Here is a 16,294-nt window from a genome sequence, read left to right as displayed (position 1 = left end):
GCTAGGGAAAGATAGCCGATTTTAATCTGAAAGATTTTCGTTTGATAAAGATGACGCTTTTAAAGCGTCATCTGACAATAAAATTGCTCTTTAGTTAATAACTAGTCGATAATGCCATTGTCCTTAATCACTTTTTGATACCAATAAAAACTATCTTTTTTGATACGATTAAGGGTTTTTAAATCATGGTCATCTCGATCAACATAAACAAAGCCATACCGCTTTTTAAAGCCTTGATGAGAGCTTAATAAGTCGATCACTGACCATGGGCAATAGCCAAACAATTCAACGCCGTCTTCAATGGCATCATGGCAGGCTAAAATGTGGGCTTTGATATAATCGATCCGATAATCGTCGTGGACTTTATTATCAGCGGTTAATACATCGGGTGTACCTAAACCATTTTCTGTAATAATCATGGGTAAACGGTATTGTCGATAATATTCATTAAGCACTAAACGTAATCCCATAGGGTCGATTTGTGCGCCATAAGTTGATGCCGTTAAATTTGGATTTTTCTCGATTTTAAAACAGCCATAAAGGTTAAAATCGATATCGTTCTCTTTAGTACCAAATGGATGCGCTTCATCTTCCGGTAAATAGCTGGCAACTAACGTACGATAATAGTTAACCGCAATAAAATCGGGTTTTGCCTGTTTTAAAATTTCGGCATCTTCCGCTTGCGTGATAGGATAGATACCACAGCGGTTAAGATAGTTTTTATAATAACCGGGATAATCACCAAAACAGTACATTTCAAGGGCATAATTGGTTTTGAAATTGTCATTCATTTTCGCTGCCCAAACATCTTTAGGTTTATTACTGGCCGGATAAGTCATCGTTGAGGAAACAGCCGGTCCTACTTTACTGCCCGGGATCAAATCATGGCAATCATTGGTTGCCATAGCATGAGCAACGAACATATGATAATCCATTTGCGCTCTGACTTTTTCAGCATCTTGAGGCGCAATGTGATACATATTCATTCTTTCGTTAACCCGAATCATTAAATTTTGTTCATTATTAATCTGCCAATGTTTGACCCGATCGCCAAACGCTTGATAACAGATTTGCGCATAACGTCTAAACGCATCAACACAGCGGCGATCTTGCCAACCATTATATTTTTCGACTAAAGCAAAAGGCAAGTCAAAATGATAAAGTGTAATAAAGGGTAAGATATCATTTTTTAAAAGCTCGTTGATCACTCGATCATAAAAATCGATACCAGCTTGATTAATTTGCCCGTCACCGTCCGGAATGATTCTTGCCCATGAGATTGAAAAGCGATAGGTTTTGAGTCCTAATTGTTTAAATAAAGCGATGTCACTTTCTACATGATGATAAAAATCACTGGCGACTTTGCTATCGGCTTGTATAGCTGAACGTTGGAAGGAATTATAATCTGCAACAGTCATTCCTTTACCGTCAGCATCCCAGCCACCTTCAATTTGAAATGCCGAAGACGATGCCCCCCACCAAAAATCCTTAGCAAACGTTTTCATATGTTAACCTCTAAACTTGAATAAATAATAAATTGTCTTGATAACTCACTTCACTTTGTTGCGTAGTTTCAACGCTTTTATATTGTTGTGAATCAACGATAATAATCGATGTTGTTAAATCATAATTTTTCTGTTCAATGCGATGAATATCAAACGACACGATTTTACTGCCTTTAGTAATATGCTCACCCGCTTTAACATGCGCTGTGAAATATTCGCCTTGTAGATTAACCGTATCAATACCGATATGAATTAAAAGTTCAACCCCATTATCGAGTTTTAACCCAATCGCATGTAAAGTAGGATAAAGCACCGTCACAGTACAATCAGCCGGTGCGATAACTTCGCCTGTTTGTGGGTATATTGCAACCCCTAATCCCATTGAGCCGGAGGCAAACACTTCATCTTTGACCTCGTTTAATGGCACAACCCGCCCTTCGATTGGCGCAGCAATGGCATCATCGGTTGTTAAGTTATTTTTAGTATTAGGCGCTGTTTTTATTGAATCTTCATCGTTTGGAATATCGTTAAAACCAATCATCATTGTCATTAGGCAAGAACCAAAAAAAGCAAAAGCAATGCCGATTAAGTAGCATAAAAATGCTTTACTGCCCGCTTCAGCATAGACCGGAATAGTTAATACGCCTTGATTGGCAAAAGCGGTACCGTAAGAGCCACCCCAGCCCATAAATCCGCCAGCAATAGCACCGCAAATGACAGCGCAGATCATCGGTTTTTTCAGTCTTAAATTAGCGCCATAAATCGCCGGCTCAGTAATGCCAAACAGGGCTGTAATGGTAGCGGATGCGGCAACAGTCTTTAGGTTTTTATTCTTCGTTTTAAAAAATACCCCTAAGGCTGCGCCAGCTTGCGAAAAGTTAGCCGCACCGGCGAAGGCTAATAGGTTTTGCCGGCCAGTTTGCGCAACATCATTGATGCCAATTGGTACAATTGCACGATGCGCACCAAAAATAACTAAGATACACCAAATACCGCCAATAAAGGCACCTAATAAAATAGGGCTCACTCCCATAATGTAGTAATAGATCCAGTTAATAAATTCGCCGATATAGATTCCAATAGGTCCAAAAATTAGCAATGTTGCAGGTATCATGATCAACAAAGAAAATGTTGGAACCATAATTATTTTTAAGACTTCCGGGATGATATATTCTAAGAATCTTTGCACATAACTTAAAATAAACACCGCTAAAATAATTGGAATTACGCTCGAAGTATAACTGGCTTTAGTTAGTTCGATAGCAAATAAAGTCACCTCATTTTTGCTTGCCATTAAGCTCACGATTGAAGGGTAACATAGTGTTGCCCCTATAATCATGGAGATAAATTCGTGCGCTTTAAACACTTTAGCGGCGGTATAGCCTAATATTATCGGCATGAAATAAAAAACAGCATCCGATGCCGCATGTAAAATGGTATAGGTGCTATAGGTTTTAATATCGGTTTGATAGTAGTATTGACCAATCATTACAGCAACGGCTAAAATGCCTTTCAACATGCCCGATGCCGCAATAGCGGGAATAATTGGCGTAAAAATGGCAGCAAATGCATTGAGTATCTTTACCCCAATTGAGACTTTAGGGGCAGGTTGATGATGTTTTGTTGATTTGTCGATTAACGGTGTGAGCGCATCATAAATGTGTGTGACTTTGTTGCCTAGCACAATCTGATATTGCCCACTGCTTTCAACCACCGATATCACCCCTTCGGTTTGCAGCAACTTTTCACGATCTGCCTTGTTATTATCATTTAATACAAAGCGTAAACGCGTAAAACAGTGGGTCACACTAACGACGTTTTGTTCGCCACCCACGAGCTTTAATATTTGTAGCGCAATTTTTTGATAATCCATTATTTTCTCCATTGCTAAAAGAATGGTTAAACACTAATAAAAGACAAAATAGACTAAATGTTGGTAACAAGTAATATCAGTTATCGTATGATGTCTGAAATTATTGATGTTTTTTAGTAAAAATTAACTTTTATCGTTTGACTAACTGACTCCACGCTAGCATAGTTTAAAAATTTAGACAAGGTCGAATTGGTAGTTGCTAAATAGCTAATTTAGATATATTTTTATACAACTAGTTGCCATGAAATTGTCTACAAATGAGATCTGCCAAAAAAAAGTCCTATTTACTCTTAACAATTGTGTTTTTCTTCTGGTATGCCCAATATATCTATATTCCTTATCAAACGCCTTATCTGGCTGCGATAAGCTTGTCGACTCAATTTATTGGTATCGTGATCAGTGCTTACGGCATTTCACAATTAGTGTTACGCCTTCCGGTGGGCTTAATCGCTAATGTTAAAGAGAAGCATAAAGCGTTTATTATCGTGGGATGTTTCTTAGCCGGTTTTGCCTCAGTTATTCGCATAATACAGCCCAATGGCATGGGATTTTTAATCGGTAATATTATTTCTGGCTTTGCCAGTGCTATGTGGATTTCATTTATGGTGCTGTTTTTAGGATTCTATCCCAAATCCAAAAGGGGGTATGCCACCAGTTTGATTATTATGGTAAACAATTTAGGGATCTTCTTGGCCTTTTTAACCGGTATGCTATTTTTTGATTTTTGCGGCATGAAATTTATCTGTTTACTCAGTTGTTTAAGCGGTTTAATTGCTTTTATATTAGCAACCCAACTTAAATACCCTGAAAAAATACATCATCATTTTCAATATCACCATTTATTTAAAGTCTTTTTTAATTCTAAGTTACTCTTTTTTTCGTTATTGGCGCTTATTCAGCAGGGTATACAAATGTCTACTACCATGTCTTTTACTAATCAGATATTGAGTGAACTGGGCGCAAACTCTGCAATGATTGGTCTGTCTGCCATTATTTATATGTTATCTTCGGTCTTATTTGCCAAACTCGGCGCCAGTAAGTGGATCGATCGATTAAGTGTATCGGTTTGGATTATGCTCGCTTTTCTGCTTTTGGCGCTGTATTGCGCTTTAGTTCCTATTGTGGCATCGAGTTATTTAATTTTACTGCTCCAGATCATTCCCGGTATGGCAACAGGTATTTTGTTCTCATTGTTAACTTTTGAAGCGATGAGCGATATTCCGGCAGATGTTCGCTCGGCGGCAATGGGCTTATTTCAAGCAATTTATGCCTTAGGGATGACGCTATTTCCGGTGATTGTTGGTTATGTCAGCTTGCAATATTCAATGACTTTAGCTTATTTTATTTTAGCCATAAGCGCTGTGTTGGGCGCTGTTTTGTACTGTTTTTACGTTAAAAGACAACCAGCAAAATAGGGAGTGGCAAAAGCGGCTAAACTGCAATCAACCAATTATGCTCTTATTCTATCTACGGATATTTTACGATGATTTAAGTATTTGGGTATTGAGATAATAACCACGTAATAGCAATCAAATCGGCTGAACCGCCAGGGCTTAAATTGCGTTTTATTAGCTCAAGATCGAGTTTATATAGGTTTTCTCGCCCATGATGATCAACCATTCCACCTTGATCAATCAAAGTTTTAGCGTGTTGTTGAACATAGCTTAATCCTTCAAGCCCGCCACGTGAGACAAGATTGGTGTCTTGGTTAAAAGCCAGTAAATATAATAAAGCTTGTAATAAGCTTGTCTCTTCATCGTAACCGCGGTTTATCATCTGTTGATATATTGGCAGTGATACTTGTCGAACTGTGGCATAACCTGATTCAGCTTCTCCGCGGGCACCGGCTAAATTGTGGCGTTTAAACAGCTTTTCACCGACGGAATGTGTCGGGTTGTTTTGTTTAAGTTCGTTATTGACGATACCTTGACAGATAGTGGCGACTTGCTCACAGATACTTTGTGCATTAAGTGGCAAGCCTTGCTGTTCAATTCGACCAATAGCACCGAGTAATAAACCAAAAGCGAAGATGCCTCCTTTGTGGGTATTGACTTGATGCGTTGCGTCAAACATCGCTTTTTCACATTGTAATCCAATCGGTCTAATGCCCGATAAAAATTGGTTAACTGGCCTATTAGCGGTGTTTTTTCCGTATTGGTAAAACTGTTCAAACCAATGTGTAATGGCTTGAATACTGAAAATGAAGGTTTGAAAATCCATATCCCGATGTGCGCCATTATTGTTCATATCCACCAGACCGGGTTTAGGTGACAGGCAAATTTCTTTAATTAACGCCTTAATCGCAAGCTGTGTCGCCGGGCTTAAATTTTTATTATCAATTATTTTGGCTTCCAATAAAGCCACTTGCTGTGAGTAATCACTCATTGTCTGTGTTACCTTGCGGGTTTTAATGCCTTGCTGTGCAAAATTAACGATTTTCAATTAATTTAAGTTAACAGCAAAGTTTGGTTACCCCAGTTAATATATTTGCGGGTTATTACCTTCGAGCTTGCCAGCTTATTAGATACTTATAAGCTGGCGTTATCACTTTAAAAATCGTGTTGTGATTGGGTTGCTAAAACTTCACGATTACCATTATGACTAGGTGGACTAATAATGCCTTCCAGCTCCATTTGCTCAACTATGCGAGCCGCTCGATTATAGCCGATTCTAAATTTTCGTTGAACGCTAGAGATTGAAGCCCGACGTGTTTCAACAACGAAAGCCACAACCTGATCAAATAATGGATCGAGCTCTTCATCAATACCGTCTAAGCTGCCACTTTCACTGTCATCGGTTGAAACAGTCACGTTTTCAATATATTTTGGTGTGCCACGTGCTTTCCAATCTTGTACAACGGCATGAACTTCTTCATCACGGACAAACGCACCATGAACACGAATTGGTATAGAGCTATTTGGTGCCAAATAAAGCATATCCCCCATACCAAGCAAGGATTCGGCGCCCATTTGATCTAAAATCGTGCGTGAGTCAATTTTACTCGAAACGGTAAAAGCAATGCGAGTTGGAATGTTAGCTTTAATCAAACCGGTAATGACATCGACCGACGGTCGCTGAGTGGCTAAGACAAGGTGAATACCTGCCGCCCGTGCTTTTTGCGCTAGTCTTGCGATTAACTCTTCGACTTTTTTACCTACCGCCATAATTAAGTCAGCAAACTCATCAACCATAACAACGATATACGGTAATTTTTCCAATGTCGGCATGTTCAGATCCATGCTGTCGGTTGGTTTCCATAATGGATCGGGGATTGGTCGACCCATTTCTTCAGCCAGTTTGATTTTTTCGTTGTAACCGGCAATGTTACGTACCCCTAAAAATGACATTAAGCGATAACGTCTTTCCATTTCATTGACACACCAATTTAGCGCATTGGCCGCATCTTTCATATCGGTAACCACTTGAGTGAGTAAGTGTGGGATACCTTCATAAATAGACAGCTCAAGCATTTTAGGGTCAATCATGATAAAGCGAACATCTTCCGGCTGTGATTTATATAAAATACTTAAAATCATCGCATTAACGCCGACTGATTTACCGGATCCGGTGGTACCTGCCACTAACAGATGTGGCATTTTTGCCAAATCCGCCACTACCGATTGTCCGGCGATATCTTTACCCAGCACAACAGTTAGTGGTGATTGGGCATTTTTAAATTGTGGGCTATCAAGCACTTCCCTAAAATAGACGGTTTGACGGTTTTTATTCGGTAGTTCGATACCGACATAAGGTTTGCCGGGAATCACTTCAACCACACGCACCGACGGCATTGATAAAGAGCGAGCCAGATCACGATCCAACGTTGAAATTCGGGCAGCTTTAATCCCCGGCGCCAGTTCGATTTCAAAACGAGTGATGACCGGACCCGGCATATAATCGACCACTTTGGCTTTAACACGATAGTCAGCTAAGCTTTTTTCAATTAATTCAGCCATGGCATTTAAGGCAGCATGGTCAACTTCAATTCGAGTCGTTGGCGGTGCGGTCAATAAATTCAAAGACGGCAATGGTGTGGTTGGTTTTGCCCGTGGCGTATCATCCCGCCTGAGTAAAGGATGAATCAAGCTATCTTGCTCATCGTCCGCTATCGGCTCAAACGTCTGAACTTTTTCATCGGTGGTTTCGACTGGATAGATATCTTCAATAACCGGATTTTCTTTTTTCAGTAAATCTATATCCACATCGGTGGCTGGTATCCGCTCAGGTAGCTCAACATCCGTCATGATTTGAGGCGTGATGAATAGTGGCTCAGGCTCGTCGGCTGAGAGTTCGACGATAGGATCAAATGCACTCTGTTCATTCTCTTCGTCAATCTCACTATCATGCTGTAATGTGATGGACGGTTGATTATCATTCATGATAAACAAAGGTTTACTTGGCGCATCAGAAATAGTGTATTTGTCGTGCTCAAAAGGGTCTACCGTTGCTGATTTGTTTAGTTGAATTTGTTCAACTAACGATTTTACTGAATCAGAATCACGTTCTTTCATATTTTGTAAAATCGATTCAATGCGAGTTAATATATCATCAGATTCTAGTTGGTTTTGCGTTTTATTTGAACTATCTTCAGCAGCAGCTAGCGATCTGGCATTAAGCTCTTGCAGCGCCTTGACTAACTCAATTGTTGTTTGTTTAAGTTTGTCATCTTCCGTTTTAGGCGATAAGGTTGCTTCGGTTTGAGGTTGTTTATCAATCTTAATTGCAGCCTCAGCTTGCTGATCATCAACCTTGATATTAAGAGGGGCAGTTTGTTGGATATTGACTGCATCATGATCAAACGGAATAGTAAACTGAGGATCCTGCTCTTGTTCAGCTGATTGTGGGTTTTCTGGCGCATCATTTTCATCGTCAGCAACGTGTCTTGTTTTACGTAATGAAAATAACCATCTAATTGGTGATAACAACAGCATAACCAGTGCACCTAATTTTTCTATTAGATACAACCATGAAAGCCCGGTTAATAATGTGACGCAGGCAAAGCTGGTTGCCAGTAAAACCAGTGAGGTGACAAGGTTGCTCATCACCGGTAACAGACTTTCAATAACGATTGAACCTAAATAACCGCCGGCTTCAAATTGTTCGGCATCTTGAATATTTAAGGCAAAAAAACCAGTGGAACTGAAAATAAACGCTAAAATACCAATAATTCGAAATGAGACACTAAAATAGTTAATCGGATCATTGGCATGCCGATAAAAATAGTGCATTAATTGCAGACAAAAGAAAATAAAAATAACGGGTATGCTAAAAGCCACAAAGCCCAAAAATTGGAATAACACATCGGAAACATAAGCACCGAGATAACCGCCAAAATTGCTTATCGGTGTATGCCAAGCGGTGCGAGACCAGCCCGGATCAGAGGGATTGTAAGTAAACAGCGATAAAAATAAGCAAACGGATAACCCTATTATCGTTAATAGAATCAGTTGCGCTATAATCTGCCTTCTCGTAATTTTTGACTTTTTCAAACACGTACCTAAATAGCGATTTTCAGTTAAAATTATTGGCATTTTACCATATATTGTGCCCTCTGAGAGAGGGAATAAAACATAAAAACGAATTTATTATTGGGCTAATTGGTCATCGCAACTAAAGTTTGTTTAAACCGTTTGCCATTTTCGACGTATCTGTTGGCATTTTCAATATTGGCTTGAATTTCGGCATCGGTCAATTTGCGGATAATTTTAGCCGGCGAGCCCATGATAAGACAACCTTCTTCATAAGGTAGACTGTGGGTAACAAGTGAGCCTGCTCCAACCAGACAATTTTTAGCAATTTTAGCATTGTTTAAAATGGTGCTGCCCATACCAATTAAGGCATTATCTTCGATAGTGCAGCTATGCAAAATCACATTATGCCCAATAGTGACATTTTCACCGACAACACAAGCAATATCTGTTTCAATATGAATCGTTGTATTATCTTGAACATTGCTATTTTTACCAATATAAATTGCGGCGATATCGCCACGCAAAACAGCATTAAACCAAATCGATACGCCGGATGCTATTTCGACATTACCGATAATATCGGCCGATTTTGCGATAAAACAGTCGGAGGCAATGTTAGGGCGTAAATTATCGAGTTGATAGATCATGATTCTTTCCTTTTGATGTTTTTCACCGTCAAGTATAAACCAACTGCTAAAAAGTTACATATCACCATTGAGCCAACCATGAGCCATTCACTCATATTATCATTCACCGCAACACTATTATGCGTTGAAACTAAGCTCGAAAGGATGACGCCGATTGCGCCAGCAACCGCAAAACGAAGCGTGCCCGCCAGTGATGAGGCGGTTCCTGCGATATGTGAGTAAAGGTCTAAGATAACCGCCATGCTATTGCCACCAATGGTTGACATGCAGCCAATATAACCGGCAACACAAATCACTAAACAGACAAAGCCTAAATTACATAAGGTTATGATTGCCAGTCCAATTGCCATAATAAATTGGATTAATAACCCTAACTGCATCATCTTAATGGCGCCTACACGTTTTACTAAACGGCTATTGAGGGTATTCATAAATACCATAACTAAAATATTGAGCGCAAAATAGTAACCAAAATTGATTGGTGCAACGCCATGTAAGTTCATATACACAAAAGGCCCTAAACTTAAAAATGAAAACAGGCCGGCGCCAGAAAATGCACCAATCATCATATAAGTAAATACTTGCCTGTGACGGAATAGGGTAATGAAGTTACTCAATATACGCCTTAAGCTAAATTTACTGCGTTTAACTTTAGGTAGTGTTTCGGGAATGGTTGTGAATACTAAAATGATTGACACAAGGGCGATAAAACTTAAGCTATAAAAGTTAGCCTGCCAATTGAACCAATACAAAATAAAACCGCCAATAATCGGGGCGAGTAGTGGGGCAACATTGGAGATTAACATCACAAATGACATCATTTTGGAAAATTCATCACGATCACGAAAGATATCTTTCATTAAGGCATTTACTACAATAGCAATTGCCGCAGCCGCAATACCATGGAAGAAGCGAGCCGTAATTAACTGATGAATCGTTGCGGCTATCGCGCAGCAAAATGCCGCCACAAAGAAGATAGTTAATCCGGCAATTAACACCTTACGGCGGCCATAACTGTCGGTCAGTGGACCAAATAATAGCTGCCCGACTGAGAAGCCTAATAAATAGCAACTAATCGTTAACTGCACCGTTGCATCAGCGACATTAAACCGCTGGGCGATAGTTGGCATACTGGGTAAGTACATATCTATCGAAAGCGGCATTAACATAGACAGTAATCCAAGAATAAAAATGAGTGCGCTTTTCGAAATCTTAATTGCTACGGGTTGATCAGTATTTTGCACGTACTTTTTCCTTTATGGATTTTAATTTACAACATTATTTAAATACTATTAATTAATCGTAAGCGCTTATTGGTTTCGCATAACAATTTTATTAATAGGTTTTTATTTGATTAATAATATGATTCGATATTAACTAAATGAATTGATTTCATCTTGTGTTAGTAAGCGATATTCGCCTTCGGGTATATCAAGAATGATATTGCCAATTTGCTTGCGATGCAATGCAATCACATGATTATTTACTGCCGCAAACATCCGTTTTACTTGATGATAGCGGCCTTCGCTAATCGTCAATTCGGCATGATAATCATCAATAATCGTTAACTGCGCCGGTTTAGTTAGTGACTTCTCACTTTTTAACTTAATACCCTTTGCAAATAGTTCAATCAGATCAGGGCTTAGCGGCTGTTCGACGGTAACTTCATACACTTTTTGGCAATGGTGTTTAGGCGAGGTGATACGGTGTGACCACTTACCATCATCGGTTAACAGTACAAGTCCGGTTGTATCAAGATCTAATCGACCCGCTGCATGCAGTTTTTCCGGCATGGGTTCATCAATAAAATAGAGTATGGTTGGATGATCCGGATCATCAGTTGAGCAGACATAGCCTTGAGGCTTATTGAGCATAAAATAACGATTTTCAGTAACCGGGGTAATGATATAGCCGTCATACTCAACTTGTTGCTGTGGAGTAAGCTGATAGGCACCGGATTTAATAATTTCACCGTCAACGGTGACTTTTTTGGCTTTTAATTCTTTACCAACAATGGTACGGCTAATGCCTAAATGGTGAGCGAGAAATTTATCTAATCGCATAATTTTTTATCATTCCTATAATGCACTAACAGGGGTATATATATCAAACCGGTGGTTTTTGGTTTTAATCTCAGCGGTAGGTTTTTCATTAGCTAAAAAGGGCGCATAGTCCGGTCTTTTTACTACAACCCGTTTTTGAGCCAGTCGCCTTGCCGGTTCAAGTAAACTATCAGCATCACTATCGCTGCCCACTAATTGCTGAAAAACGCGCATCTCTTTTTTGACCAGCGCACTTTTTTGCCGATGCGGAAACATCGGATCAAGATAAACGACATCGGGCTTATCGGTATAACAATCAAGGCCGTCGATACTCGAGTGATAGATAAGCTGTAAATGCTGTGCCAGCCACTGACCGATAGTTGGGTCTTGATAGGCACGCTTTAAACCGTCAGCCAACAGGGCGGCAACGACCGGATGCCTTTCAAACATTGTCACATGACAGCCGATTGAAGCTAATACAAATGCATCACGACCAAGCCCGGCTGTTGCATCAATCACTTTCGGAAGATAACTGCCTTTAACCCCCACCGCTTTGGCAATTGCTTCGCCCCGACCTCCACCAAATTGACGACGATGCGCCATTGCGCCTGACACAAAATCAACCGTAATGGCACTGAGTTTTGGCTCGTCAGTTTTTTTTAACGCAAGTTGCTGATTTTGATACGTCAGTGCGAATGGCAGATCGGTATGGTGAGATAACCACTGCTCAGCTAATTGGATTAGCTGAGCTAAATTCGAACTAGGAGATACCATAATGATGTAGTAGTGCCTCTAGCTGTGGCTCACGTCCACGGAAGTTTTTAAACAGTGTCATCGGCTCGTCACTGCCACCTTGTGACAAGATGTGATCAAGGAAAGCATTACCGGTTTTGGTATTAAAGATGCCTTCTTCTTCGAAGCGTGAAAAAGCATCGGCAGATAGCACTTCAGCCCATAAGTAACTGTAATAACCTGCTGCATAACCGCCGGCAAAAATGTGACTAAATGCATGCGGAAATCGTCCCCAGTCAACTGTTGGCACAACCGCCACTTGTTGTCTAACTTGTGCCAATGTGTCAAGTATGTCGGCATCTTTCTGTGAGTGTAATTTAAAGTCAAATAGCCCGAACTCTAACTGACGTAAAATAAACAGTGCCGCTTGATAATTTTTGGCATCTAACATTTTTTCAAGCATTTGCGTTGGTAACGGTTCACCGGTTTGATAATGACCGGAGATAAATGCCAATGCTTGCGGTTGCCAGCACCAGTTTTCTAAAAATTGACTCGGCAATTCTACCGCATCCCATGGCACACCATTAATACCGGCCACCGATGATACATCAATTTCGGTTAGCATATGGTGAAGACCGTGACCAAACTCATGGAATAAGGTTGTTACTTCATTATGGGTAAAGAGTGCCGGTTTATCACCGACCGGGCGATTAAAATTACAGGTTAAATAAGCAACCGGTTTTTGTACATGACCGTCCGCAAAACGCATCCGACCAATACAATCATCCATCCAAGCGCCGCCACGTTTATGCTCACGAGCATATAAATCTAAGTAAAAGCTACCTTTCAATTCACCGTTGGCATCATAAAGATCGTAGAATTTGACTTGCGGATCCCACACTTCAACGCCATGACGCTCTTTGGCAGTAATACCGAAGATGCGATGAACAACTTCAAATAAGCCGTTAATGACACGTTGCTCCGGAAAATAGGGGCGCAATTGTTCGTCATCGATCGAGTATAAATACTGTTTTTGCTTTTCGCTGTAATATGCAATATCCCATGGTTGAATATCACTTGCGCCAAAAAATTCATAAGCGTAACGTTTTAAATCGGCCAGCTCTCTTTCGCCTTGCGGTTTGGCTTTATTAGCAAGATCGGTTAAAAATGCTATAACTTGCGAGGTTGATTCTGCCATTTTGGTGGCTAAGGATTTATCGGCATAAGTGTCAAAACCGAGTAATTTAGCCAATTCATCACGTAATGCTAAAATCTGTTTGATGATTTGGGTGTTATCCCATTTGCCGGCATTTGGACCTTGATCAGAAGCACGAGTATTATAGGCTTGATAAAATTCAAAACGTAAATCTCGATTATCACAATAGGTCATGACAGGTATGTAACTAGGCATATCAAGGGTTAATAACCAGCCTTCTTGTCCTTTCGCTGTCGCTTGCTGCTTAGCTGCACTAAGCGCACTTTCCGGTAAGCCCGCTAGCTGGTTAATATCGGTAATTAATTTTGACCAACCCATAGTGGCATCAAGCACATTATTACTATATTGTGATGAAAGTTCGGAAAGTTTCGCAACAATTTCACCATAGCGTTTTTGCTTATCATCCGGTAATCCGATTCCCGATAGATCAAAATCACGCAAGGCATTGTCGATCACTTTTTTTTGTGCTTTAGAAAGGGTGTTGTAGTGCTCACTTTGTTTGAGCTGTTTATAGGCTTGGTAAAGCGGTTTGTGTTGACCAACCCAGGTACTGTATTGTGAAAGCAGTGGTAAGCAAGCTTCATAAGCTTGACGTAGCTCAGGGCTGTTTTTCACTGAATTGAGATGACTAACAGGAGACCATGCCCGGCCAAATTTTTCGTCCATTTCATCAATCGGTTGAATTAAATTGTCCCATGTATATTCACTATTTTGTTTAAGTACTGTCTCAATGGTATTGCGACAATTATCTAAAGTCTGTTTTATGGCTGGTAATACGTGTTCAGGCTTAATCTGTGAAAATAGTGGAAGAGGTGCATCTGTTAGTAATGGGTTTGTCATGTTGCGATACCTTATGCATTGATTTCGTCTATAGATAGAACGTAATTTAATGGCAAAAAAGGGCTATTGAAGTCTATTCTAATCATCGAATAACTTATAAGCCCATTAGTTTTCTTTCACGTTGCCATTCAGTGGGTGTATAAGTTTTAATTGATAATGCATGAATACGATTATCGTTAATAAACTCAGCTAATGGCGCATAAATTGCTTGTTGTTTTTTTACCCTGCTTAATTGCCCAAAAAAGTCGGCAACAGCAATAACCTGAAAATGACTTCCGTCAGTTGTCATGACATGAAGATCATCAAGATTAAGTGAACTGTTTAATTTATCAATGATTTGTTGTTTATCCATTATTAAAACTCATTGTTGTTAATGATTATAGTGACGTGCTGTCAAGATCTTTCAGAAATTGTATACGTTTAAGTAAAAACCTAATTTAATCGGCAATAACCGGCTGCAAATCATACAGCGCAATTAAGGTTTGTAGCTGAGGGTTTATGCCGATTAGTTTCGTTCCATACTTAATGCAAAAGTAGACGAGTGTCGCAAGTCCCGAAGAGTCAACCCGACTAAGTTGTGCTACGTCGATACTGTCAGTACCAATAAAGAGCGAATCTGGCTTTGACCACAAATCATTTAATGAGTGAGCATCAAGCTCACCAATTAAATGTAATACTGTTTGTTGCTTTTCTACTTGAATTTGCGACATGTTCAACTAACCTTTTGGTTTGGCGTTAGGATCGATTTTACGATTGGATAGGTCGATTAACTGTTTTGTTAACGCATCGATACCTTCCTGACGTAAAGTGGTAGACCATTCGTTTTGCTTAGTGGTAATCATACTGACCCCTTCAGCAATCAAATCATAAGCTTGCCATTGACCGGTAACGGTGTTTTTGCGCCATTGGAAATCGATACGAATCGGTTGTTGGCTCTTATCCGGTTGAATAAGTAATACACGAATTGATATCAAGTTTTTACCGGTTAAATCTTTTGCGGATTCAACTTCATACTGTTGACCATTGTATAGGGTTAATGCTTGGGCAAAAGCTTGCACTAAGTAGCCTTCAAATGCATCAAAATAAGCTGTACGTTGAGCGTCGGTTGCTGATTTGTAGTAGTTACCTAAAATCAGTGCACCAGCATATCTTACTTGGACATAAGGTAATAAATCTGTTCGTACAATATCTTTTAATTTATCCGGATTGGCTTTTAAGGTTGCCGCTTGTGCTTTCATTGTGCCGAAGATTTTATCAGCGGCTACTTGCATATCTTGATACGGATTGTTTTCAGCCAGTACTAGGCTACTAAATAATAAAGCGAAGACTAATACAATGGCTTGCTTAAATTTGGTTAACATGTGAACTCCTTACTTGTTATTTGTTTTCTGTATTTTCTGTATTTTCGGTTTTATTTTTGTCAGATGAACCAACTGAGTAAAGGAATTTTCCGATTAAATCCTCGATGACCATAGCCGGTATTGTGTTATGTATTACAAAACCTTCTTCGAAATAAGGGGGTTGTTTGTCTTTACTCGGGTTAACCGGTGTAGAATTATTTGCAGAATAGGAATCGATATCAAATACGGTTTGATTATCAAAACTTAAATTGATATCGATGTATTGCTCACCTAAAAGACCGGATGTTTTTATTGAAAGTGAGCTTGAACTAGGGATTTTGTCATATGATGTATCAATATCCATTGTGACATAAGGTTTATATTGTTCAGCATCGGTTGATTGTAAGGTAATGTTACTTACTCGCCCAATCACCACGCCACCAATTTTTATCGGTGATTTGACTTTTAATCCGCCAATATTATCAAATATCGCATAGACACGATAAGAGTTATGACTGACAAATGATGTCGGGTCAGTGACTCTAAAGCATAAAAATAATACTGATGCAATGACCAGTAGCATAAATAATCCAACTGTAATTTCAACTTTACGACTCATGTTTAATGA

Annotated in this window: 14 protein-coding genes; 1 reads left to right on the top strand and 13 read right to left on the bottom strand. The window is 39.6% G+C overall.

Translation table 11 applies throughout. The features are described 5' to 3' along the window. Positions 1 to 101: 101 nt before the first annotated feature. Positions 102 to 1,505: a glycoside hydrolase family 1 protein gene (locus J3U42_RS03335; RefSeq protein WP_267335517.1), complete on the bottom strand. Its 1,404-nt coding sequence runs from the start codon at positions 1,503 to 1,505 to the stop codon at positions 102 to 104. 10 nt (positions 1,506 to 1,515) lie between these two features. Beyond that, entirely contained in the window at positions 1,516 to 3,378 is a 1,863-nt protein-coding gene (locus tag J3U42_RS03330; RefSeq protein WP_267335516.1) for a beta-glucoside-specific PTS transporter subunit IIABC, read from the bottom strand. 257 nt (positions 3,379 to 3,635) lie between these two features. On the opposite strand from J3U42_RS03330, the gene J3U42_RS03325 reads away from it, so the two are divergent. Next, on the top strand, positions 3,636 to 4,793 hold the full coding sequence (locus J3U42_RS03325) for an MFS transporter (RefSeq protein WP_220218987.1): 1,158 nt from the start codon (positions 3,636 to 3,638) through the stop codon (positions 4,791 to 4,793). A 73-nt stretch (positions 4,794 to 4,866) separates the two neighbouring features. On the opposite strand, the gene citG is transcribed toward J3U42_RS03325, so the two are convergent. From citG to mlaD, 11 genes are all read right to left on the bottom strand, one after another. Continuing rightward, positions 4,867 to 5,763 (bottom strand): triphosphoribosyl-dephospho-CoA synthase CitG, encoded by an 897-nt coding sequence (gene citG, locus J3U42_RS03320; RefSeq protein ID WP_267335515.1) that lies wholly within the window; start codon positions 5,761 to 5,763, stop codon positions 4,867 to 4,869. Positions 5,764 to 5,927: 164 nt separating this feature from the next. Further along, positions 5,928 to 8,867, bottom strand: a complete 2,940-nt coding sequence (locus J3U42_RS12390) for a DNA translocase FtsK 4TM domain-containing protein (protein ID WP_416380435.1) — start codon at positions 8,865 to 8,867, stop codon at positions 5,928 to 5,930. A 104-nt stretch (positions 8,868 to 8,971) separates the two neighbouring features. Continuing rightward, on the bottom strand, positions 8,972 to 9,496 hold the full coding sequence (locus J3U42_RS03305; RefSeq protein ID WP_267335514.1) for a gamma carbonic anhydrase family protein: 525 nt from the start codon (positions 9,494 to 9,496) through the stop codon (positions 8,972 to 8,974). Next, positions 9,493 to 10,740, bottom strand: coding sequence for a Bcr/CflA family multidrug efflux MFS transporter (locus tag J3U42_RS03300; protein WP_267335512.1), 1,248 nt, complete (start codon positions 10,738 to 10,740; stop codon positions 9,493 to 9,495). Before J3U42_RS03300 ends, J3U42_RS03305 begins: the two co-directional genes overlap by 4 nt. A gap of 129 nt (positions 10,741 to 10,869) precedes the next feature. Further along, complete coding sequence (gene rsuA / locus J3U42_RS03295) at positions 10,870 to 11,559, bottom strand: 16S rRNA pseudouridine(516) synthase RsuA (protein ID WP_220218992.1); 690 nt, start codon at positions 11,557 to 11,559, stop codon at positions 10,870 to 10,872. A gap of 15 nt (positions 11,560 to 11,574) precedes the next feature. After that, positions 11,575 to 12,312: a class I SAM-dependent methyltransferase gene (locus J3U42_RS03290; protein WP_220218993.1), complete on the bottom strand. Its 738-nt coding sequence runs from the start codon at positions 12,310 to 12,312 to the stop codon at positions 11,575 to 11,577. Continuing rightward, complete coding sequence (prlC, locus tag J3U42_RS03285; RefSeq protein ID WP_267335506.1) at positions 12,299 to 14,326, bottom strand: oligopeptidase A; 2,028 nt, start codon at positions 14,324 to 14,326, stop codon at positions 12,299 to 12,301. Before prlC ends, J3U42_RS03290 begins: the two co-directional genes overlap by 14 nt. Before the next feature lie 94 nt (positions 14,327 to 14,420). Further along, the gene (locus J3U42_RS03280) at positions 14,421 to 14,678 is read right to left on the bottom strand and encodes a BolA family protein (protein ID WP_267328627.1); all 258 of its coding nucleotides are present in this window, start codon (positions 14,676 to 14,678) and stop codon (positions 14,421 to 14,423) included. 85 nt (positions 14,679 to 14,763) lie between these two features. Further along, positions 14,764 to 15,036: an STAS domain-containing protein gene (locus J3U42_RS03275; protein ID WP_220218996.1), complete on the bottom strand. Its 273-nt coding sequence runs from the start codon at positions 15,034 to 15,036 to the stop codon at positions 14,764 to 14,766. 6 nt (positions 15,037 to 15,042) lie between these two features. Beyond that, positions 15,043 to 15,687, bottom strand: a complete 645-nt coding sequence (mlaC, locus tag J3U42_RS03270) for a phospholipid-binding protein MlaC (RefSeq protein WP_220218997.1) — start codon at positions 15,685 to 15,687, stop codon at positions 15,043 to 15,045. A gap of 16 nt (positions 15,688 to 15,703) precedes the next feature. Beyond that, positions 15,704 to 16,285, bottom strand: a complete 582-nt coding sequence (mlaD, locus tag J3U42_RS03265) for an outer membrane lipid asymmetry maintenance protein MlaD (RefSeq protein WP_267328626.1) — start codon at positions 16,283 to 16,285, stop codon at positions 15,704 to 15,706. Positions 16,286 to 16,294: the final 9 nt, after the last annotated feature.

The organism is Gilliamella sp. B2923, assembly GCF_026536565.1.
Lineage (GTDB): Bacteria > Pseudomonadota > Gammaproteobacteria > Enterobacterales > Orbaceae > Gilliamella.
The sequence above is the reverse complement of the archived record's forward strand: the minus strand, read 5'-3'. Positions and strand labels throughout refer to the sequence as shown.